At 61.7% G+C, this 21,138-nt stretch carries 20 protein-coding genes and 3 pseudogenes; 10 read left to right on the plus strand and 13 right to left on the minus strand.

Annotated elements, in window-relative coordinates; genetic code table 11:
• Window positions 1–15 precede the first annotated feature (15 nt).
• The 7 genes and pseudogenes from MF410_RS05975 to MF410_RS06005 form a co-directional block, all read right to left on the minus strand.
• A pseudogene (locus tag MF410_RS05975) lies at window positions 16–1,657 on the minus strand (dihydroxyacetone kinase subunit DhaK).
• Window positions 1,658–1,710: 53 nt separating this feature from the next.
• Window positions 1,711–2,739 (minus strand): ABC transporter ATP-binding protein, encoded by a 1,029-nt coding sequence (locus MF410_RS05980; protein ID WP_097625835.1) that lies wholly within the window; start codon window positions 2,737–2,739, stop codon window positions 1,711–1,713.
• A complete protein-coding gene (locus MF410_RS05985; RefSeq protein ID WP_097625834.1) occupies window positions 2,732–3,829 on the minus strand; it encodes an ABC transporter ATP-binding protein in 1,098 nt (365 codons plus the stop codon). Before MF410_RS05985 ends, MF410_RS05980 begins: the two co-directional genes overlap by 8 nt.
• Window positions 3,830–3,832: 3 nt before the next feature.
• Window positions 3,833–4,045 (minus strand): hypothetical protein, encoded by a 213-nt coding sequence (locus MF410_RS05990; protein WP_097625833.1) that lies wholly within the window; start codon window positions 4,043–4,045, stop codon window positions 3,833–3,835.
• Window positions 4,042–4,995 carry a carbohydrate ABC transporter permease gene (locus MF410_RS05995; protein WP_097625832.1) on the minus strand — a complete coding sequence of 318 codons (954 nt, stop codon included), beginning with the start codon at window positions 4,993–4,995 and terminating at the stop codon, window positions 4,042–4,044. The genes MF410_RS05990 and MF410_RS05995 overlap by 4 nt, the downstream gene beginning before the upstream one ends.
• Window positions 4,992–5,960, minus strand: a complete 969-nt coding sequence (locus tag MF410_RS06000; protein ID WP_097625831.1) for a sugar ABC transporter permease — start codon at window positions 5,958–5,960, stop codon at window positions 4,992–4,994. The genes MF410_RS05995 and MF410_RS06000 overlap by 4 nt, the downstream gene beginning before the upstream one ends.
• A 119-nt stretch (window positions 5,961–6,079) precedes the next feature.
• Window positions 6,080–7,405, minus strand: coding sequence for an ABC transporter substrate-binding protein (locus MF410_RS06005; protein ID WP_097625830.1), 1,326 nt, complete (start codon window positions 7,403–7,405; stop codon window positions 6,080–6,082).
• A gap of 537 nt (window positions 7,406–7,942) precedes the next feature.
• Here MF410_RS06005 and MF410_RS06010 point away from each other — a divergent pair.
• From MF410_RS06010 to MF410_RS06030, 5 genes are all read left to right on the plus strand, one after another.
• Window positions 7,943–9,388: an MFS transporter gene (locus tag MF410_RS06010; protein WP_097625829.1), complete on the plus strand. Its 1,446-nt coding sequence runs from the start codon at window positions 7,943–7,945 to the stop codon at window positions 9,386–9,388.
• A gap of 276 nt (window positions 9,389–9,664) precedes the next feature.
• Window positions 9,665–10,729 (plus strand): histidine kinase dimerization/phosphoacceptor domain -containing protein, encoded by a 1,065-nt coding sequence (locus tag MF410_RS06015; RefSeq protein ID WP_097625828.1) that lies wholly within the window; start codon window positions 9,665–9,667, stop codon window positions 10,727–10,729.
• 122 nt (window positions 10,730–10,851) lie between these two features.
• Entirely contained in the window at window positions 10,852–11,403 is a 552-nt protein-coding gene (locus MF410_RS06020; RefSeq protein ID WP_097625827.1) for a DUF924 family protein, read from the plus strand.
• Window positions 11,404–11,493: 90 nt separating this feature from the next.
• A complete protein-coding gene (locus tag MF410_RS06025) occupies window positions 11,494–14,025 on the plus strand; it encodes a mechanosensitive ion channel family protein (protein WP_097625826.1) in 2,532 nt (843 codons plus the stop codon).
• Window positions 14,026–14,137: 112 nt separating this feature from the next.
• Window positions 14,138–14,404: a hypothetical protein gene (locus MF410_RS06030; protein WP_097625825.1), complete on the plus strand. Its 267-nt coding sequence runs from the start codon at window positions 14,138–14,140 to the stop codon at window positions 14,402–14,404.
• A gap of 6 nt (window positions 14,405–14,410) precedes the next feature.
• Here the strand turns inward: MF410_RS06030 and MF410_RS36755 are convergent, their stop codons facing one another.
• Entirely contained in the window at window positions 14,411–14,995 is a 585-nt protein-coding gene (locus MF410_RS36755) for a hypothetical protein (RefSeq protein WP_331813643.1), read from the minus strand.
• 486 nt (window positions 14,996–15,481) lie between these two features.
• Between MF410_RS36755 and MF410_RS06040 the strand changes: the two genes are divergently transcribed.
• Together MF410_RS06040 and MF410_RS06045 are read left to right on the plus strand one after the other, a co-directional pair.
• Window positions 15,482–16,288, plus strand: coding sequence for a response regulator (locus tag MF410_RS06040; RefSeq protein WP_012557984.1), 807 nt, complete (start codon window positions 15,482–15,484; stop codon window positions 16,286–16,288).
• Between the two features lie 186 nt (window positions 16,289–16,474).
• Window positions 16,475–17,806, plus strand: coding sequence for a diguanylate cyclase (locus tag MF410_RS06045; RefSeq protein WP_097625824.1), 1,332 nt, complete (start codon window positions 16,475–16,477; stop codon window positions 17,804–17,806).
• Window positions 17,807–17,859: 53 nt separating this feature from the next.
• Here MF410_RS06045 and MF410_RS06050 read toward each other — a convergent pair whose 3' ends face one another.
• The 4 genes and pseudogenes from MF410_RS06050 to MF410_RS06065 all read right to left on the minus strand — a co-directional run bounded on the left by MF410_RS06050 (window position 17,860) and on the right by MF410_RS06065 (window position 19,378).
• Window positions 17,860–18,186 (minus strand): helix-turn-helix domain-containing protein, encoded by a 327-nt coding sequence (locus tag MF410_RS06050; protein ID WP_310807762.1) that lies wholly within the window; start codon window positions 18,184–18,186, stop codon window positions 17,860–17,862.
• Window positions 18,119–18,478 (minus strand): annotated as a pseudogene (locus MF410_RS06055) (hypothetical protein); the annotation flags it as partial. The pseudogene MF410_RS06055 and the gene MF410_RS06050, both read right to left, overlap by 68 nt.
• Window positions 18,394–18,915 (minus strand): annotated as a pseudogene (locus MF410_RS06060) (DJ-1/PfpI family protein); the annotation flags it as partial. The pseudogenes MF410_RS06055 and MF410_RS06060, both read right to left, overlap by 85 nt.
• 262 nt (window positions 18,916–19,177) lie before the next feature.
• Window positions 19,178–19,378 carry a hypothetical protein gene (locus MF410_RS06065; RefSeq protein ID WP_003593933.1) on the minus strand — a complete coding sequence of 67 codons (201 nt, stop codon included), beginning with the start codon at window positions 19,376–19,378 and terminating at the stop codon, window positions 19,178–19,180.
• 274 nt (window positions 19,379–19,652) lie between these two features.
• Between MF410_RS06065 and MF410_RS06070 the strand changes: the two genes are divergently transcribed.
• From MF410_RS06070 to MF410_RS06080, 3 genes are read left to right on the plus strand one after another with little or no spacing between them, the layout of a single operon-like run.
• Complete coding sequence (locus MF410_RS06070; protein WP_239620265.1) at window positions 19,653–19,886, plus strand: DUF2171 domain-containing protein; 234 nt, start codon at window positions 19,653–19,655, stop codon at window positions 19,884–19,886.
• A gap of 50 nt (window positions 19,887–19,936) precedes the next feature.
• Complete coding sequence (locus MF410_RS06075) at window positions 19,937–20,146, plus strand: DUF2945 domain-containing protein (RefSeq protein ID WP_097625823.1); 210 nt, start codon at window positions 19,937–19,939, stop codon at window positions 20,144–20,146.
• 33 nt (window positions 20,147–20,179) lie between these two features.
• A complete protein-coding gene (locus MF410_RS06080) occupies window positions 20,180–20,365 on the plus strand; it encodes a DUF3008 family protein (protein WP_097625822.1) in 186 nt (61 codons plus the stop codon).
• A gap of 39 nt (window positions 20,366–20,404) precedes the next feature.
• Here the strand turns inward: MF410_RS06080 and MF410_RS06085 are convergent, their stop codons facing one another.
• Window positions 20,405–21,124, minus strand: coding sequence for an MgtC/SapB family protein (locus MF410_RS06085; RefSeq protein ID WP_097625821.1), 720 nt, complete (start codon window positions 21,122–21,124; stop codon window positions 20,405–20,407).
• Window positions 21,125–21,138 lie beyond the last annotated feature (14 nt).

Consider the following 21,138-nt stretch of genomic DNA (forward strand, 5'->3'; position numbering starts at 1 on the left):
CAAACTTTACTCAGGTCAGGCGAGGCTGGCCACCACCCCGAACGCGCCGGCAACCGCGACGGCGCCGGGATCGGCGACGCCCGCCAGATCTCTTTCGCCGATATAGGAGGCGCGCCCGGCTCTCGCCTTCGTCATCGTCTTCGTCGACCTCGGCGCCTGATGCCGCAGCCTTTGCCGCCGCAGCGACATCGCCCGACGCGAGCGCCTGCAGGGCGGGCGACAGCGCATCGACCATCGTCCGGTCGCCGACTCCGGCGCCCCCATAGAACGTCATCCTGTCGAGCCCTGCAAGGAGAGCGGCGGCGAATTCGGCCTTGTCAGCCATCGCCTTTGCCGCCGCGGTGAAGAAGATCGATAGCAGCACGCCGCTCGACCCGCCCATGCTGGTGCCGAGGATATCGCCGAGCGAGGCGAGCGTTGCCGCCGGACGATCTAGCGGCAGCGTGTCGAGGCGGGCAAGCACGCTGCGGGCGCCCGCCGACACTGTCGAGCCGGTATCGCCGTCGCCGACGCGGCCGTCCAGCCTGTTGAGTTCGCTTTCCTGCGAGATCAGATGCTCGCAGAGCGCCGTGATCAAGCGACGGTTGCGCGTGTTTTCCCCGGCTGCGGCCGCGCCATTCATGCCGGCCGGCGTTCTCGGTGCGGCGATGATGTTGATCTCGTGGCGTTCGACGGCAGGCATCCAGGCATGCGGTTCCACCGCCGCCGTCAGCGCCGCCTCGCGAACGTCATCCAGCCGGATCAGCGACAGCGAGAAGCCGTTCATATTGAGCGCGGTCATCATCGGCGCCGGCCCGATGATCAGTCGGACGTGACGGCCAAGCCGCGAGGACAGCACGGCATTTGCGATGACCGCCATTTCGAGCGGCGGCACGGCGCCGAGATTGTTGACGAGGAGGGCGTGGCTTACCCCTTCGCGCAACGTCGGCGACAGGCGCGCCACCATGGTGGCGACGATATCGGCGACCGGCTGCAGCGTGATGCGCTCGATGCCAGGTTCGCCGTGGATGCCGAGGCCGAGTTCGCCCTCGTCGGCTCCGAGACGGTCCTCATGCGCCTGGCCGGGCACGCTGCAAGTGGAGAGCGACATGCCAAGCGAAATGATGTCGCCTGCGGCACTAGCGGCATAGGTTGCGACCGTCTTCAGGTCCTCGCCCCTTTCGGCGTGATAGCCTGCGATCTTGTGGACGAATAGCGTGCCGGCCACGCCGCGCGGCTGGTTGATGCCGGGGATAGCGATGTCGTCGGCGACGATGACCATCTCGACATCGAAGCCTTCGGCGCGCGCCTTTTCGGCGGCGAGGCCGAAATTCAGGCGGTCGCCGGTATAGTTTTTGACGATCAGCAGGGCGCCCTTTTCGCCGGCGACGGCGCGGATCGCCGTCAGCACGGCATCGACACTCGGCGAGGCGAAGATTTCGCCGGAGACGGCAGCCGTTAGCATGCCCTTACCGACGAAGCCGGCATGGGAGGGCTCATGACCGGCGCCGCCGCCTGATATGATCGCCACCTTCGACTTGTCCCAGTCGGCGCGCAGGATCACCTTGATGTCGGGATAGCTGTCGAGGCGGGCAAGACGGCCAGCACCGCTCGTCAGAAGCAGACCGTCCAAGGATTCGGTGACGATGTTTTCCCTGCGGTTGAAGAAATGTTTCATCGATTGACACCCGTCTGTTTGTTTTTCATGCCATCACCACGTCTGTTTGCCGGTCAGGAAAGGCGCTGTCCACTCGCGTCGAAATAAAGCGGATCGCGCAGCGTCAGGCTGATCCGGTCGCCCGGTGCGATCGCCAGATATGGATCTGCAAGTGTGACGAGCTTGTGATCCCGCGCTGGCTGTTTGGGATCGGCAACCCTGATGTGCAGGTGGTTCTGGTCGCCGAGATGCTCGATCCAGTCGATCTCGGCATTGGCATCCTTGCCGACGATTATGTCGAGATGTTCGGTGCGGGCGCCGACTGTCTTCGTGCCGGCCGGCGGCCGGCCGCCCGGCAGGAGGTCCGCCGGCAGAAGGTTGATGTGCGGCTGGCCGAGGCGGGCGGCGACGTGCAGATTGGCGGGATTGCCATAGATCTCGCGCGGTGTTCCGACTTGCATCAGCCGGCCCTCGGCGACGATGCCGATCCGGTCGGCCATGGTCATGGCTTCCACCTGGTCATGGGTGACATAGAGCAGCGTCGAGCCGAGTTCCTTCTGGATGCGCTTCAGTTCCAGGCGCAGTTCGGCGCGCAGCTTCGCATCGAGCGAGGACAAGGGTTCATCCATCAGATAGATCGCCGGCCGGCGCACCAATGCCCGTCCGATCGCGACACGCTGCATCTCGCCGCCGGAAAGCCTGGTCGAGCGGTTCTCCAGCTTGTGGTCGATCCTGACCATGCGGGCGACCTCGCGGACGCGCCGGTCGATCTCCACCGCACTCAGCTTGCGGACCGGCGCCTTCAGCGGGAAGGCGAGGTTCTCGTAAACCGTCATGTGCGGATAGAGCGAATATTGCTGGAAGACGAAGGCAACGTCACGCTCGGCGGGTGCTTCCGCGGCGACATCGCGGCCGCCGATCTCGATGCGGCCGCTATCCGGCCTTTCCAAGCCGGCGATCAGCCGTAGCGTCGTGGTCTTGCCGGCGCCTGTAGGACCGAGCAGCACGACGAATTCGCCGTCGCGGATCGACAGATCGAGATCCGATAGAGCCTGGGTGTCGCCGAAGCGCTTGTTAAGTTTTCTGAGGACGACATCAGCCATGCCGGGTCTCCTGATAGAGCTGGGACGGCACCGCGCGGCCCGACGTGCAATCGAAGAGCGCGAGTTTCAACGGGTTGAATTCGAGGCCGACTGTCTCGCCGATCCGGAAGCTGCGATTGGCGGGAACGCGGGCCTTGATCAGGCCGCCCTGGGTTTCCACGGCCACGACCTGGTTGGTGCCGAGATATTCGCTGCCGTAGATGGCGCCGCGGAGCGCCGAGGCGTCGCTGAATCGGATATGCTCCGGCCGCACGCCGAGCGCGAGCTCGCTTTGGGCCATGTCCTGATGGATCTCCGGAACGGCGACATCGACGCCGTCGAGCAGGATGGAGCGGTCACCGCTTTTCAGTCCCGAGGTGAAGCGCATGAAGTTCATCGGCGGTGAGCCGATGAAATCGGCGACATACATGGTCGCGGGCTTGGCGTAGATTTCCTGCGGCGTGCCGAACTGCTCGATGATGCCATGGTTCATGACGGCAATCTTGTCGGCCATCGCCATCGCCTCGTGCTGGTCGTGAGTGACGTAGACGGTCGTGGCATGGATGCGGTTGTGCAGTTCGCGTAGCTCGTGGACCATGATTTCGCGGAACTCGGCGTCGAGCGTGCCGAGCGGCTCGTCCATCAGGAAGCATTTCGGGCGCCGGACGATGGCGCGGCCGAGCGCCACGCGCTGCCGGTCGCCGCCGGCGAGACCCGAGACCGAGCGGTTGAGAATATGGTCGATCTGCAGCAGGCGAGCGGTCTCTTCGACGCGCTGGCGGATTTCGGCCTTGGGCATGCCCTGCGACAGCAAGGGGAAGCCGATATTCTTGCGCACGTTCATATGCGGGTAGAGTGCGAAGAGCTGGAAGACGAAGGCGATGTCACGGGCGCTGGCGCGGTTGAACGTAACATCCTCGCCGTCGAGATAGATCTTGCCACTGCTCGGCAGCTCGAGGCCGGCGATCATGCGAAGCGTCGTCGTTTTGCCGCAGCCTGATGGACCGAGCAGCGCCAGGAATTCACCGTCATGAACGGTGAAGCTCGAATCCTGCACGGCGACGAAACTGCCGAACTCCTTGCGGAGATTTTCGATCCGGATATCCGCCATGATTTACTCCGGGAATTTCGAGACGATGATGAACATGACGGTGCCCGCAAGGAGGGTGACCAGCGAATAGGTGTAAAGCACCAGCAGGAAGGGCTGGAACAGCATCAGGAAGCCGAGCCCGATCAGAACGGTTGCGATGCTCTCCATCGGGCCGCGGCGCAGGAAGAATGGTCGTTTCGAGCGGGCAGGGGTGCGTGTTTCGATCAGGTGGGTCATTTGCGGACGGCTCCGAAGGTGATGCCGCGCAGCAGCTGCTTGCGCAATAAAATGGTGAAGACGAGGATCGGGATCAGGAAGATCGTCGTGCCGGCGGCGACGGCCGGCCAGTCCTGCCCGCCTTCGCCGATTATCGTCGGGATGAAGGGCGGTGCGGTCTGGGCCTCGCCCGAGGTCAGCAGGGCGGCGAAGGCATATTCGTTCCAGGCAAAGATCAGGCAGAAGATCGCGGTCGCGGCGATGCCGGTGGTTGCCTGCGGCAGCACGACCTTGCGGAAGGCCTGCAGCCTCGTATAGCCGTCGATCATCGCCGCTTCCTCGTATTCGCGCGGGATCTCGTCGATAAAACCCTTGAGCAGCCAGACGGCGAGCGAGACGTTGACGGCGGTATAGAGCAGGATCATGCCCACGGCCGTGTCCGACAAGCCGAGTTCGCGATACATCAGGTAGATCGGGATGGCGACGGCAATCGGCGGCATCATGCGCGTCGACAGGATGAAGAACAACAGGTCGTCGGCAAGCGGGACCTTGAAGCGCGAGAAGCCATAGGCGGCAAGCGTTCCGAGTAAGACCGCCAGGAAGGTGGAGCCGAAGGCGATCACCAGCGAATTGATGAAGCGCGGCAGGAAATTCGACGGACCTGCGATCACCATGTTGCGCTTGCGGGTCACCTCATCACAGGTGTCGACCGGCGCCGGCAGCGAGGCGATATAGTCGGGCGTCTGCCGCGTACGCGTGGTGAACAGGTTGCAATAACCTTCGAGCGATGGCGTGAAGACGATCTTCGGCGGATAGCTGATCGAATCCGGCGGAGACTTGATGCTGGTCAGGAAGATCCAGACGAGCGGAATGAGGGTGATCAGCGCATAGAGGACGACAATCGTGCCGGCGATACGCTTGCTTGAACGGCTCGGTGCGACGACCGAATGGGCTGAGTTGGCGGCGCTCATCGTTGCTTCACCCTATTCAATGCCTTGACATAGATGTTGGCGAGCCCGAACACCGCGACGAAGAGGATGATGGCGAAGGCCGAGGCCCGGCCGGTCGCCCAGCTTTCGAAGGCAGCGCGCTTCAGCGTGATCGAGGCGACTTCGGTGACCGAGCCCGGCCCGCCACCGGTGAGCAGCGTCACCATGTCGAACATCTTGAAATTCTCGATGCCGCGGAAGAGCACGGCGAGCATGATGAAGGGCAGCGCCATCGGTACGGTGATCGACCAGAACTGGCGCCACGGCGAGGCGCGGTCGACCTCGGCCGCCTCGTAGATATAGTCGGGGATCGAGCGCAGGCCGGCGAGGCAGATCAGCATCACATAAGGCGTCCACATCCAGGTATCGACGATGATGATCGCCCAGGGCGCCAGAGTGACATTGCCAAGCATCTGGATATCGGAGGTCGGAATGCCTGATACCAGCGAGACGGCATAGGCGAAGAGACCGATTTGCGGCTCGTAGAGAAAGCGCCAGAAATTGCCGACGACGGCGGGCGACAGCATCATCGGGATCAGGATGATCGTTGTCCAGAAGGCATGGCCGCGGAACTTGCGGTCGATCAGATAGGCAAGGCTGAAGCCGATCACCGTTTGCAGGAGGATGGTCCAGAAGACGAAATGCGCGGTGGTCTGCATCGCCTGCCAGATATCGGGGTCGTTCAGCACGCGCTGGTAATTTCCAAAGCCAACACCCTGGACCGGCGCATTCGGCCGGTTGGCGCGGTAATTGGTGAAGGAGAGATAGATTGCCCAGATCAGCGGGAAGATGTTGATCGCCAGCAGTAGGATGATGGCAGGCGCGATGAACAGCCAGGCGATCGCGCTGTCGGAGAGGCCGCGGACGCGCCGGGCGACCGAGACCGGCGTTGCCCTTGCTGTCGCATCGACTGCATTCTCGACGATGGAGGAATGGGAAATGGTCAATTTTTCACCCGGTCTATTGGGATATGGAAGATCTGGCGGCCCGGCTCGTCTGCCGATCCGGGCCGCCACCCTGGTGAGGATGGCGCGCAGAGGGGTGCCGCCTGTTCCTTCGTCCGGCACTAGATCTTGCCGTCGTCCTTAAAGACGTCGCTCCAGTCCTTCACCAAGCCGTCGAGCGCTTCCTTGGCGGTGCCGTTGCCGGCAACCACGTAGTTATGGACGCGCTTCTGCATAGCTTGCAGCAGCGAGGCGTAGCTCGGCTCGGCCCAGAAGTCCTTGACGATCGCCATCGAGTCCAGGAAGGCCTGGGCATAGGGCTGGCTCTTGGCAAAATCCGGCGCATTGACCACGGAGTTCAGGCAGGAGAACCCGCCGAGCTCCCACCATTTGGCTTGCACATCGGGCTGTGCGAACCACTTGATGTATTGCAGGGCGGCGTCGCGTTTGTCGGAGTAAGAGACCACCGAGATTCCCTGGCCGCCAAGCTGGGCGAAATGCGCCTTTTCAGCAGGATTGGGGAAGAAGCCGATCCTGTCGCCGCCGACCTTCTCGTCCTTGTAGAGGCCGGGCCAGGTGAAGGCGAAGTTCATCTGCATGGCGACTTGGCCGGATTTGAAGGCGTCGGCGGATTCGACCATGTAGACGTTGGAGCTGCCGGGCGGTGTGCAGCAATCATAGAGCGACTTGTAGAATTCGAGACCCTTGACCGCGTCGGCCGAGTTTACAAAGCCCTCCATGTCATAAGGCTTCTTCGGGTTCTCGTACTGGAAGCCCCAGTCGTAAAGGACGTTGGTCACGCCCATGGTGATGCCTTCGGAGCCGCGCTCGGTATAGATCGAGGCGCCGTAGACGGTCTTGCCGTCGATCTCACGCTTCTGGAAGAACTCGGCGATCTGCTTCAGTTCGTCGTAGGTCTTCGGAGCTGCGAGATCGCGACCGTATTTCGCTTTGAATTCCTTCTGCAGTTCCGGCTTCTCGAACCAGTCCTTGCGGTAGGTCCAGCCGACGACATCGCCCATGGCAGGCAGTGCCCAGTAGTTCGGCGTGTTCTTCGGCCATTCCGAATAGCCGACGACCGTCGCCGGCACGAAGTCATCCATCTTGATGCCTTCCTTGTCGAAGAAGTCGTTGAGCTTGACGTAGTGGCCGTTCTCGGCCGAGCCGCCAATCCACTGGCTGTCGCCGATGATGAGGTCGCAGAGCTTGCCATGGGAATTCAGCTCGTTGAGGAAGCGGTCGGCATAACTCGTCCAGGGAACGAATTCGAACTTCATCTGCGTGCCAGTCTTGGCGGTGAAGTCCTTCGACAGCTCGACCAGCGCATTTGCGGGGTCCCAGGCGGCCCAGCACAGCGTCAGTTCCTCAGCTTTGGCGAGATTGGGCAATGCCGACGACATGACGAGTGCCGCAGCCAGCCCCAAAAGGGCTTTCGATGTTTTCTGCATAAGTTCCTCCCAGAACCAATGCCGGCTCCCCGCCGGCGTCGCATGTTCACCCATTTTAGAGAATGCTCACATGAACTCCTCAATCATCATGTTTAGCAATATGTTTAGTGATAGCACTTTATATAAACATTGCAAGCGCCAATCGTTGCTGCACCCAACAGGCCGCTCGCCAAGTGGGTAACGACTTCGCGGACTAATCTCGGCGCTTCCCCGAATTTGGTTTGCGAGAGTACCGATACGGAGAAATCTGACCTCGATGCGAGATGGGCCGCAGGATATGGACCTCGGTGCCGTTCCTGTTTTCCCGGGAGCGGTTCAAACTTGGCCTCGCTCCGGCGGGGCCTTTTTCTTAAAGTCGCGCCGCCCGCCGCGTCGGGAATATTCCCGCGCAGTGCGAGATTTAGCCTTTCCGGCCGCGCGCAACGAGCGTATGCAGCCATTGCGCGGCGCTTTTCCGCGTTCTCTCGCGCGGCAGATCTCCGATCGGCTTCCTTCCCGTTTTCCTGCCGCGGTATCCAAACTTTCATTGGCAGATCGATGACGACGGCAGAGACGAGCGAGAACGGGCAGGAGGCGGCAAGCGGCCGCCAGGCGAAGATCGTGGCGCTTGTCGTTGCCGTTTCCTTCTTCATGCAGATCCTCGACGGCACGATCGTCGCCACCTCGCTGCCGCAGATGGCGGCAAGCTTTAATGTCCAGCCGGTGTCGATGAGCATCGGCATCACCGTTTACATGCTGACGATGGCCGCCTTCATTCCATTGTCGGGCTGGCTCGGCGACAGGTTCGGTGCGCGCCGTATCTTCCTGATGTCGATCGCCGTCTTTACCGCCGCCTCTCTGTTTTGCGGTCTGTCCGGCAGTCTTACGGAATTTGTGCTGTGGCGGGCCCTCCAAGGCGCGGGCAGCGCGCTGATGACGCCGGTCGGGCGCATCATCGTGCTCAAGAACGCCCGCAAATCCGAACTCGTCCAGGCGATTGCGCTGATCACCTGGCCGGCGCTGACCGCACCCGTGATCGGCCCGGTGCTCGGCGGCTTCATCACCACCTATGCCAGCTGGCACTGGAACTTCCTCATCAACATCCCGGTCGGCATTCTCGGCATGGCGCTGGTGCTGCGCTTCGTGCCGGAGCAGCGCGAGACAGATCCCGGCCGGTTGGATTTCGCCGGCTTCGTTCTGAGTGCTGCAGGGTTGACCTTCCTGCTTGCCGCCCTGGAGCTTTCGGTCAAATGGGACGGCGGGCTTTTCCCCGTCATATCAATGCTCGCCGCCGGCATCGTGCTGTCTGTGATGGCGACCCGGCATTTCCTCGCTGTCGACAATCCGCTGCTCGACCTTTCAGCCTTCCGCGTCCAGACCTTCTCGATGTCGACGCTGTCGGCTGGCACGGCCTGCAGGGTGGCGATCAACGCGACGCCGTTCCTGCTGCCGCTCCTGTTCCAGCTCGGTTTCGGGCTGAGTTCGATTGCTGCCGGCACCTATCTGCTCGTCTATTTCCTCGGCAATCTCGGCATGAAGACGGTGACGACACCGCTGCTGCGATTCTTCGGCTTCCGCGTCGTGCTGGTGTTCAACGGGCTGATTGCGGCACTTTCAATCGCCGCCTGCGGTTTCCTCACGCCGGGTACACCGCAGTTTTTCATCCATGCGCTGCTTTTTCTTGCCGGCCTGTCGCGGTCGATGGAATTCACCGCGCTGAACACACTGGCCTTTGCCGATATCGGTCCGGCGCAGCGAAGCTCGGCCTCGACGCTGTCGAGCATGCTGCAGCAGGTGTCGATGCTGCTCGGCGTCGCCGTTGCGGCGGCCGTGCTGAATATCACCTCGGCCCTCAGGGGCGCCGATAATCCCGTTCTTGCCGATTTCCGCTGGGCCTTCGTCGTGGTCGGCGCGATCGGCGTCATGTCGTCGCTGCGCTTCCTGCAATTGCCGGCGGAGGCAGGCGCCGAAGTGTCCGGCCATCGGAAATTCCAGAGGAATTAGCCCGCCGGCGGAACCAATCGGGCCGCTCGGCGTTTCAGCGTTTCATTTCAGGTTTTCCGTTTCCAATCTCCTTGAACGGCTCCATGGGAACCTCCTCCAGGTCAGGTCGTGTTCTGAAAATGCCGGCTTCCAGCCATCCTCCTTCCGCGCCGCCTGCAAGAAGGGCGAGGGATAGCCGCTGTTTACCGCAGGCGGCCGATGCAATACCACATTGCTACGCGGACGACTCGGACGCTTGCGGGCGGTCGTCGCTGCGAGAGAAAGCCGGGAGATGGAATGAGCACTTCTAGCGGCGATGCGGATGCCCTGATCCGCATCCTCTATATCGATGACGACGAGGGACTCGCCCTCTTGATGCAGAAGAACCTCGGCCGGCGCGGCTTTTCGGTCGAATGGGCCGAGAGCGGTGCTGCCGGCCTTGCGAGACTCGGCAAAGGCGGCATCGACGCCGTGGTGCTCGATCATGTTCTGGCCGGCGAGACCGGACTCGACATACTGCCCTGCATCACGGCGCTGCCGGATCATCCGCCGGTCATCTATGCGACGGGTTCGGATGATACCAGCATCGCCGTCGCGGCGCTGAAAGCCGGCGCCGACGATTATATGCTCAAGGGGATCTCGGCCGATTATTTCGACCTGCTCGCCGCTGCCCTCGAACAGGCGCTGGAGCGGGCGCGCTTTCGCCGCGAGACGGCGCAGGCGCAGGAGGTGATCCGCCAGCAGCGCGACCTTGCCGAGATGCTGCTTGCCGAGGTCAATCACCGCATCGCCAACAGTCTCGGCCTTGTCGGCGCGCTGATCCGCATGCAATCCTCGATGACCAAGGACCAGGTGGCGATCGATGCGCTGCACGAAACCCAGATGCGCATCAACGCCATCGCCAGCGTGCACCGCCGGCTCTATACCAACCGGCAGGTCGGCTCGGTGCAGGTGGATGAATATCTGAACAGCCTGCTCACCGAACTCGAAGCCTCGGTGCGCGATGACAAACGGCCGCACCGCATCGTGCTCACCGCTGGGCCCGTCAATCTGGCGACCGACAAGGTGATCACGCTCGGCCTGATCGTCAGCGAGCTCGTCACCAATGCCTTCAAATACGCCTATCCCGACGGCGTGCCGGGCGAAATCCGCGTCGTTGTCGATCAGACGGATGAGGCGTTGAGGGTCATCGTCGAAGACGATGGGGCGGGATTCGATCCGGAGAGCCCGGCGAGGGGAACCGGGCTCGGCACGCGGATATTGACGGCCATGGCTGCGAGCTTGAAATCGGATTTTGCCTATGACCCCGGGCATGATGGGACAAAGGCGACGCTGGTGTTTTCGTTGAGTGAGGGGAAGTAGATAGACGTGGGTGGCTGGAAGTAGGAAGGTCTGCTGTATGGATCATGCCGCACACTATGATCCCTTCTCTGCAATGGCTTACCGACGCCGCATTATCGAACATAACGCTAGGTGAAGCGAACATGACGACGATCCGTACGCCGAGGGAAGTCTATGATTTCTGGTTCGTCCGATGCGGCCGGGAGCTGTGGTTTCGCCCGCCGCCGGAGCTCGACGTCGAGATCCGCGAAGGCTTCCGAGAGACGCATCTGACTCTTGCCGCGGGCATCAGTGATGAATGGCGGGCGGATGCCGAGAGCCGGCTCGCGGCCGTCATCGTGCTCGACCAGTTTCCCCGCAATATTTATCGCGGCACGCCTCTCGCCTTCGCAACCGACGGGCTGGCGCTTCGGGAGGCCAAGCTCGCCCTTGCCGTCGGCGCCGACCAGGTGGTCGAGACCGCCTGCCGCACCTTCTTCTATCTGCCGTTAGAACATGCCGAAGACCTTGGTGAGCAGCAACGTTCGGTGGCATTGTTCGCCGCGCTCGGCGATGAGGAATATCTGGATTATGCGATCCGCCATCGCGACATAATCGCCGCCTATGGCCGCTTTCCGCACCGCAATGCCATGCTCGGACGGGAATCGACGGCTGGGGAACGCGATTATCTCTCCAAGCCCGGGGCCGGCTTCTAAACCTTTCCAGGAGCTTCCGCCTTTCTGTCGCCTTTCTTTGCTAGGAAAAGCTGGAACTCCATCCCGACGACAACCTTTCCGGAGGCGCTTTTGCGGCTGAGGTCCATCCTGCTTCGCACCATTCTTCTCGTGACGCTGGCGCTCGCCGGCGCGCATTTCAAGGGTGCCGCAGCCTTCGCGCAGGAAGCGCAGACGCAGGCGGCCGTGCCGGCGCCTGTCGATACGCCGTTCGACCAGGCGGCGAAAGAGATCGACAAGGCGAAGGTCCAACTGACGGCGCTTCAGGACGGCGTCAAGCAGAATGCCGACAATGACGATGCGCTGGTTGGGCTCGCGACCAAGGCCGACGAGCTCAGCCGCGCCGTCATCACCATATCGGTCAATCTCAGGCCGCGTTTCGACCAGATAAAGAACCGGCTTGCCGAGATCGGCGATCCGCCGAAGGACGGGCAGCCTCCCGAAGCCGAGATCGTCACCCAGGAGCGCAATACGCTCGCTGCCGAGCGGGCGCAGATCAATGCGGTGACAGGCGACGCCGAAAACCTGTCGATCGCGGTGACGAAGCTCGTCAACCAGATCATCGAGATGCGGCGGCAGCTGTTTGCCGATACGCTTTTCAAGCGGACCGAGGTCTCCGCTTCGGTGATCGACGATGCGGCTGGCGCCTTCGTGCACGAGATCAGCGAATTCTCGCAGGCTCTGTCGAGCTGGGCCGTCTTCGTCTGGAAATTCAAGCGTTTTCCGATGTTTGCCGCGATCTTCCTGTCGCTCGCCTCAGCGCTCATCCTGCTTTCCGGCAGCTACCGGCTGTTCGGCGCGTATCTACGCCGCGATGAGGCGGTCGAGGAGCCATCCTATATCGGCCGGTTGTCGATCGCCTTCTGGTCGACCCTGATCCGTACGCTGGCGCTCTCGGTGCTGCTCGTCACCTCGTTCTTCTTCCTGAACGGCTTCAACGTGCTGAGGCCGGATATCGCGCCGGTCATCGGCGCGCTGTTCGGAACAATCGGGCTCGTCTATTTCGTCGGCCGCTTCGTCAACGCCATCTTCGCGCCGCGTGAGCCGCGCTGGCGGCTTGTGCGGCTTTCCAATCTCGGCGCCCGCTCGATCGGCTATTGCCTGCTGGCGATGGCTGTGGTCAACGGGCTCGACTATCTGTTCGGCACCGTCAGCGAGGCGATGGGCTCGCCGCTGGTGCTGACCGTGATCAGAAGCCTGTTTGCGGCGCTGATCATCGGCATGATCCTGATCACGGTCTCCTTCGGCAAGCCGATGCTGGCGAGGAACGGCGATCCCGACGCGCCGGGAAGGCATTGGCCGCGCGGCATGGCGATCATCCTGCGGGTCGTCGGCGCCAGTCTCATCATCGCCGCGCTGACAGGGTATGTCGGGCTCGCGCGCTTCGTCGCCACGCAGCTCATCATCACCGGTGCTGTTGTCGCCACCATGTATGTCGGCCTGCTTTCCGGCAAGGCGATTTCAAGGCAGGAAAGCTTTGGCGATACCTTCTTTGCCCGCTTCCTGACACGCCGCTTCAATCTGGGGCCGGTGGCGATTGACCAGGCCGGCCTGCTCGTCGGCCTTGCCATCTATGCCGTGGCGCTGATCGTCGGCGTCCCGCTGATCCTGCTGCTCTGGGGCTTTCATGTGCAGGATCTGCAGATCATCGCCTATAGGCTGTTTACCGAGGTCAGGCTCGGCGGCATCAGCATCTCCCTGCTCGGCATCTGCACCGGCATCCTGCTGTTTGCCGGCGTCTACCTGCTGACACGCTGGCTGCAGCGCTGGCTCGACGGAAATGTGATGGCAAGAAGCCATGTCGATCTCGGCGTGCGCAATTCGGTCAAGACGGGCATCGGCTATCTCGGCGTCGGCATCGCCGCGATCATCGGCGTCTCGGCCGCCGGCATCGATCTGTCGAGCTTCGCGCTCGTCGCCTCGGCGCTCTCTGTCGGTATCGGTTTCGGCCTGCAGAACATCGTTTCCAACTTCGTCTCCGGCCTGATCCTGCTCGTCGAGCGGCCGTTCAAGGTCGGCGACCACGTCGTCTCGGGCACGGCCGAAGGCATCGTCAAGCGCATCTCGGTGCGCGCCACCGAGATCGAGACTTTCCGCAAGCAGTCGATCATCGTGCCGAATTCGGAGCTGATCAACGGCCTGGTCGGCAACTGGACGCATCGTAACAAGATCGGCCGCTCGGAAATTCCGGTTTCCGTCAGCTACAATGCCGATCCGCAGCAGGTGATGGATATACTGCTGGAACTGACGGCGAAGATACCGCTGGTCATGCGCAATCCCGAGCCGCACGTCGAATTCCTGCGCTTCGGACCCTATTCGCTTGATTTCGAGTTGCGCTTCTTCCTCGCCGACATGGGCGACGGCATGACGGTGCGCAACAATCTCAGGATCGAGATTCTCCGGCGTTTCAAGGCCGAAGGCATCGAGATCCCGCTGCCGCAGAGCGACCTCACCATCCATCGCGATGCTCCGCCTGTCCTTGCCAATGCCGTCAAGGAGCGGACGGACGGCCGGGACACTCCAAAGAACAAGCCCATCGAGGAAGAGGAGCGGCCGGTGCGGCAGCTGCGCGGGCGGACGGCGGATGGCAGCTTGAAGAGCTGAACGGCTCATTCAGCCATCATTCACAGGTCTATGTGCATGATCTCCACCATCGGGATCGCTGCCGAGGGCAGCACCGGTCGTTCGAGGGGAGGGCGCGCCCGCGCCGCCGCACATGATGGCAAGGTTTGCCGCCGTTTTGCTTGTCCCGCTGCTTGCCGCGCCCGCGGTTCAGGCGGCATCCATCACCAACACCGATCCGGCTGCAGTGGTGCTTGTCATCACCGAGAGCGGCCAGCGCGTCGAGGTCGTGGTCGATGCCGGTGCTTCGGAGAACCTCTGCGCTTCCGGCTGTTTCATGACGACGCCCGACGGCGACCGCATCGGGCTTGACGGCGGCGAGACGATCGACATTGTCAAGGGCTCGGCCGTGGTGAAGTAAGCGGGATCAGACGATCCGCTTGCCCTTGGCGTCGAGCACTTTCTCGCCGTCTTCCTTGGTGAAGGCGCCTTTGTGCGTCTCAGGCAGGATTTCCAGTACCAGCTCGGAGGGGCGCGACAGGTGGCGCTTAAGCAGAAATTCCTCACCAGACCGGCGCGCCTCCCGGCATTGCGGCGTGCCGCCAGTCGATCTCTCGAATTCCAGCAGGCCTTCCAGCACATTGATGGTGCTGGCGAAAGGGGAGCGGTAGGAGCCGTCGACCCGCAAGCAGTTCCAGCCGCCGTCGTCGAGACGCTCGCCGGTCAGCCTGTCGACAATTGGCGAGACATCGATGCCGAAATAAGCGCCGTCGGCGATCGTGCGGCGGTTGATGCATTCTTCGACTTCGCCCTGCCAATAGGGCTGGCCGTCTTCTTCCCAACGGGCGTTGGTGCCGATCAATTCGACGCTGCGCCTGGCCTGCCCGCAGGCGGGATCGAGACCGAATTCCCTGAGTTGCGACAGCGAAAAGCTCGTGGCCGTCCATGGCTGGCCGTGCTCGCGCCATTCCTGGGGATCGAAACCGGCGGCAGGAAGGCGCCGCCCGCCCATTGCCCGTCCTCGTCCCGGCAGGCAAGCAGCCTGGCGCCCCAGCCCTCGGTCTCCACCTGGCCCGCTCGGCCATCCATTCCCGCTCCGGGGCGTCCAGCAGGCCGCGCATCACCTGCCACCGGATCGACGGGTCGGAATCGATCAGCCATTCGATCACCGGGTCGGATTGGGTCATGGGCAAGCCTCGTCGGCGGGTCGGTCGTAACCCTGTTTAAAATGCTTCGGCGGCGCGCTGCCAGCCGATGGGCGCGCGTAAGTGGCGTCTTACCCGCGTGATCGGCCCGTCCTTCGAGGCTGCAGCCTCCGTTTCGCGGCTGATTTCTTAATCATATCTGCAAGAAGTCGGAGGTGGCCCTATCAGGCCGCTTCTTCGTTTCACATCCGGACGCGCCGATTAATAATTACTCAAATCAATTGATGTACCAAATTGATCCGGGGACAGATTTTACATCAAAGGTTTGCTATGGCGTTTCTAGGTATTTCGGGATGCAATATTCCGGGGAAATGTTTGCTGGTGCGCGTATTATTGTCGCGGAAGATTCCAACGTATTCACCTCGATGATCAGCAAACGCCTCAAGGAGCTGTTCGACATTGACGTCGAGATCTGCCGCAGCTTCGAGGATCTGCAGTTTTCCTACGACAAGTCTTCCGATCCGATCACGCTGGCAATCTCGAACATCAACCTGCCCGGCGCCGAAAACGGCGAAGCGCTTGAATATCTGGTCGATCTTTCCATCCCGACCATCGTCTTTACCGGCACCTTCCACGACGGCATGCGCGACAAGCTGATGGCCAAGGACATTGTCGACTATATCCTCAAGGACAATATCTTCGCCGTCGACCTTCTGGCGGAATCGATTTGCCGGTTCCTGACCAATCATCGTCACCACGTGCTGATCGTCGACGACAGCGCCACGGCCCGCGCGCTGCTGTCGAGCCGGCTGAAACGCTATAATTTCCGCGTCAGCACCGCCGAGAACGGCGCCAAGGCATTGGAGATCCTGAAGGCCAACCGCGATATCGGCCTGATGATCACCGATTACAACATGCCCGACATCGACGGCTTCGAGCTGACGCGGCGCATCCGCTCGAATATCGGCTCGCATGAGTTGCGCATCATCGGCGTTTCCTCCTCCTCGAACCGGTTGCTTTCCGCGCGTTTCCTGAAGGCCGGTGGCAATGATTTCATGCTGCGCCCCTTCATCGACGAGGAGTTCTATTGCCGCGTCAACCAGAACCTCGATACGCTGTTGCAAATCCAGTCGATGCGCAGGGAGCGGGCGGTTGCCTGACGGCCCTTCCAGTATCGATATCGCCAGCGAGGCGGAGATGATGGTCGCAGACCGTCATCGAATTTCTGCAATTACAAGTAACGCCGTCATTTGTCCCCTTCACGCGCGCAGGCCCCTCGGTTATCGTCCGCCGCGCCGGGGAGAGGGCCGAGTCGAGGCCATCGGACGCATGGGGGATTAGCGGCTGTGGCTTTTCAAGCGGATTTTCAGCGAGATGGCATCGGGCTCCGCTCAGGCGGGCTCAAAATACTTCTGGTTGAAGATTCCCGGATGTTTTCCGCTGTGCTCTGCCATCGGTTCCAGACGGAGCTCGGCCTTGCAGTCAAGTCCTGCCCGTCGTTGAAGGCTCTTCGCGAGGAACTTGCCGAGGACGGTCACGGCTATACCATGGCCGTCGTCGATCTAAACCTGCCGGATTCGCCCTATGGCGAAGCGCTTGACTGCACGATCGAGCACGATATCCCGGCGATCGTCTTCACCGCGACATTCGATCTCAACACGCGCAACAGGATCATGGAGCGCAATGTCATCGATTACGTGCTGAAGGACAATGAATTCGCGCTCGACAATCTGGTTGCCACCGTCCGGCGGGCGATCTCCAACCGCAAGACGCGGGTGCTCGTTGTCGATGATGTCGTCTCGGCGCGGCAGGTGCTGGTCGACCTGCTGAAGGCGCAGCAATATCTCGTCGTCGAGGCAAATTCGGGGCTCGAGGCACTGGCAGCACTCGAGGCTTACAGCGATATCGAGCTCGTCGTCACCGACCACCATATGCCCGACATGAGCGGCTACGAGCTGACGCGGCGTATCCGCCACCGCTTCGGATCGGACAGGCTGCGCGTCATCGGTGTTTCCGCCTCCAATGACCGCATGCTGTCTGCCAGTTTCCTCAAGGCCGGCGCCAGCGATTTCGTCTACCGGCCCTTCGTCGCCGAGGAATTGCAGTGCCGCATCGCCAACAATGCGGAAACGCTGGCGCAGATGCGGCAGCTGAGGGCGGCGGCGGCGTGCGACTACCTGACCGGCCTCTACAACCGCCGCTATTTCTACGACAACGGCCCGAAGCTGGTGAATGAGTGTCTGCGGCTGAAAGTGCCGAGTTCCGTGGCCATTCTCGATATCGACCATTTCAAGCGGCTGAACGATACCTACGGCCACGAGATCGGTGACAAGGTGCTGAAGGCTGTCGCGAACAGGCTGTTCACGATCTTCGACGGCAGCGACAATCTGCTCTCGCGGCTTGGCGGCGAGGAATTCGCCATCCTTTTCCCACAGATGGATTCCCTTGCCGCGACCAAGCTTTGCGACGAGATCCGCTCGGACATTTCCCGGCTGAAGGTCACCGCCGACGACGAGGAACTCGGCGTCACGATTTCGATCGGCATTGCCGAAATCGAAGGCTACGAAACTTTCGAGAACTACCTCAACGCCGCCGACCAGTTCCTCTATATGGCCAAGCACAGAGGCCGCAACCAGGTCTATTCCGACGCCAGGATGACGGAAGAAGCGGCGCAATAAGCTATTCAGGCGAAGCGCCGCCCTAATGTCAGGCGGCGCGCTCTTTCAAACTCTCAGGCAGCGACCGCCTGCTGGCGCGCGGTCGCCATGGTCATCTTGCGCTCGGCGCGCTCCTGCTGCGGCGAGCGATGGTAGAGTTCGCGATAACACTTGGAGAAATGCGAGGCCGAGACGAAACCGCAGGCAACCGCGACCTCGACGACGGGCATCGAGGATTGCACCAGAAGATGGCGGGCGCGATCGAGGCGGATTTCGAGATAGTAGCGGGCCGGCGAGCGGCCCATCTCCTGGCGGAACAGCCGTTCGATCTGGCGGCGGGAGAGGCCGGCACCATCGGCGATCTCGATCAGCGACAGCGGCTCGGCCAGATTGCCTTCCATCAGCTCGATGATCGACAGTACCTTGGCGTTCTGCACGCCGAGGCGGGCGCGCAGCGGCAGGCGCTGGCGGTCGTGCGGGTTGCGCACGCGGTCGGTCAGGTGCTGTTCGCAGATGCGGTTGACGAGGCTTTCGCCGAAATCCTCGCCGACGAGGTTCAGCATCATGTCGAGCGAGGCGGTGCCGCCGGCGCAGGTATAGAGATTGCCGTCGATCTCGTAGAGATCGGCATAGACTTCGGCCTGCGGAAAGGCTTCCGAAAAGCCCGGCAGGTTTTCCCAGTGAATGGCGCAGCGCTTGCCGTTCAGAAGGCCGGCCTGGGCCAGCACATGCGCGCCCGTACAGAGGCTGCCGACGGCAACGCCGCGATTGTAGCACTCACGCAGCCAGGCATTGACCGACTTGTTGTTGAACTGCTCGACATCGATGCCGGAACAGACAAGCACCATGCCCGGCCGGTTTTCGCCGCCGAGATGGCGGCGCTCTTCGGCGAGCGAGGAATTGGCCTCGACGCCGATGCCGCAGGAGGAATAGACCTTCTCCCCGTCGAGGGAGGCGAGCCGCCAGGTATAGGCCTGGTAGCCGAGCATGCGATTGGCGATGCGCAAGGTGTCCACGGCCGCCGAAAAGGGCAGCATGGTGAATTGCGGTACCATAAAGAAGACCAGCGAACGCTTCTTGATCTGCATCCTGTTCATAGCGAAATCCATGCTCGAGGGGCGATGATACATTCGTTGCGCGGAATGCGTCGCGCCGATGTCCTGAAAGCGACACTGGCATGGAAAAATGCGGCCGGGAAGAGCAAATATGCGACATTGGTCGCGATCTAGTCAGTCAAACCGCCCGGAGGGCTGAGGATGGGACAAAGATCGGGCTGACGGGCGACTGACATTCAAGCCTGAAAACGGCCTGGGAATGGGCGGTCAGGCCGCGAAAAAGGCGGCGTTGCGTGATGCAGACGCCGCCCTCATCTTGAGAGGAATGTCGCATTCATTACATGGTCCGGTGTTTGTTGTCGTCCGTGCTCGGCCAGCCAATATCCTTGCGAATGTCGAAGGGCATCGCTTCGATTTCACGGGCGGTCCGCCAGCGGGTCCAGGCAAGCACGAGCTTGCGAGCATAATTTGCCAGATCGAAGCGGCCTGCGCCGGAGGTGAAGGGCTTGCCGCCACCGCGATAGGTGAGCGTGGTCATTTTCCGGTTCCTTTCTTAGGTCAGGGACATGGTCATCGATGGGAGGTTCGTCCATGTCCATGATGCCAATATGGCCTCTGGGAACCCATCATTCAAACGAATAGAGTTTATGGATAACATCAGAGATATTGAATGATCATTGCGCCGCTGCCGGGTTTTCTTGAGTCGCTGGATTGATCCCGGCCAGCATAATTCCGGCTGCGGCAAGACGCATCGGAACCATGTCCGCTCCACGTCGTTGCCGCTTCGTAGCAATGACGCAAAGGAGGAAACGATGATTTCCGCAGACCAGATCCGAGAACATATGGAAGTGCGGGCTGCCGACGGCACCCATATGGGGACGGTCGATCATCTCGACGGTCCCACCCGCATCAAGCTGACGAAGACCAACTCGGAAGACGGCAAACACCACCTGATCCCGATCGATTGGGTCGATCACGTCGACGCACATGTTCACCTGTCGAAGAATGCCAGGGATGTCCGCAGCCAGTGGGCCACCATCAACTGACGAGCAATCGGCTGCGGCTTCGGCCGCAGCCCCATATCAAGGGAACACATATGTCCAAACAATTGAAAAAGGGCGACGAAGTAAGCTGGGATACCAGCCAGGGAGAGACCGAAGGCAAGGTGGTGAAGAAGCAGACCAGCCCCACGAAGATCAAAAGTCACCAGGTGAAGGCATCGGCGGCGGAGCCGCAATATATCGTCGAGAGCGATAAATCGGGAAAACGCGCCGCGCACAAGCCAGACCAACTGAGGAAGCTTTAAAGGGCTGCTGATCCCAACGAGAAGGAGATCGATATGCCAGCCAAGTCCAAGGCCCAGCAGAAGGCGGCGGGTGCCGCACTCTCGGCCAAGCGCGGCGATACGCCCAAGAAAGAGCTCAAGGGTGCCTCGAAGCAGATGGAGGAATCCATGAGCGAGAAGCAGCTGGAGGAGTTCGCCTCCACCAAAAGAAAGGGTAAACCGGAGCACGCCTCCAAATAGGTCGAAGAACAGCGGCAGCGATGGCGGGGGTCGTCCTGTTCACGTCGTCGTCGAATGCATCGAGAAATTCGCGACCTCGTGCGTCTCGGAGACGGCGAAAAGGATTGCGCGTGCTGATGCATCCGGATCTTTCGCCAGCCAGCGCAATTCGAACGTCACGCCGATGCGGCCGTCTTCGGCCTGTCCCAGCGAAACGAACAATGCGCTGCACTCAACAGAGTCCAGCACAGCTGACAGGTCGGGAATATTGGAGCTCGAGCCATAGACGACGAGTGTCGCCTTGCGTTCGCAGCGCAGCCAACTGTCCAGGCGTTTCAGTGGCGACAGCACGATGAAGGCAACGACCGTCGCCACTGTGCCGGTGACGACCTGGCCGCCGCCGAAACAGAGGCCGACGACCGTCATGAACCACAAGGTTGCCGCCGTGGTGACGCCGGTCATCATGTCGCCGCGCCTGAGGATTGCTCCGCCGCCGATAAAGCCAACGCCTGTGAGGACGCCGAGCGGAAAACGCAGCACGTCCATCTGCGTGAAGAAACTCAGGGTTTTTCCGTAGGTCGAGAGTAGCAGGTTCGCCTGGACCATTGCGATGCAGGCGGCAAGCGCCACCAGGATCGTGGTCCTGAAGCCTGCGGCGTGGCCGCCGCGCTCGCGATCGAGGCCGATAAGGCCGGCGGCAATCACCGTCAGCATGATGCGCGCGGCGATATCCCACCAGCTCGGCGTCAGCGGCATGGCGTCGGTCAGGAGCGAAGGCATGCCGGGCTCCAGGC

This window comes from Rhizobium sp. C104 (assembly GCF_022354505.1).
Taxonomy (GTDB): domain Bacteria; phylum Pseudomonadota; class Alphaproteobacteria; order Rhizobiales; family Rhizobiaceae; genus Rhizobium; species Rhizobium redzepovicii.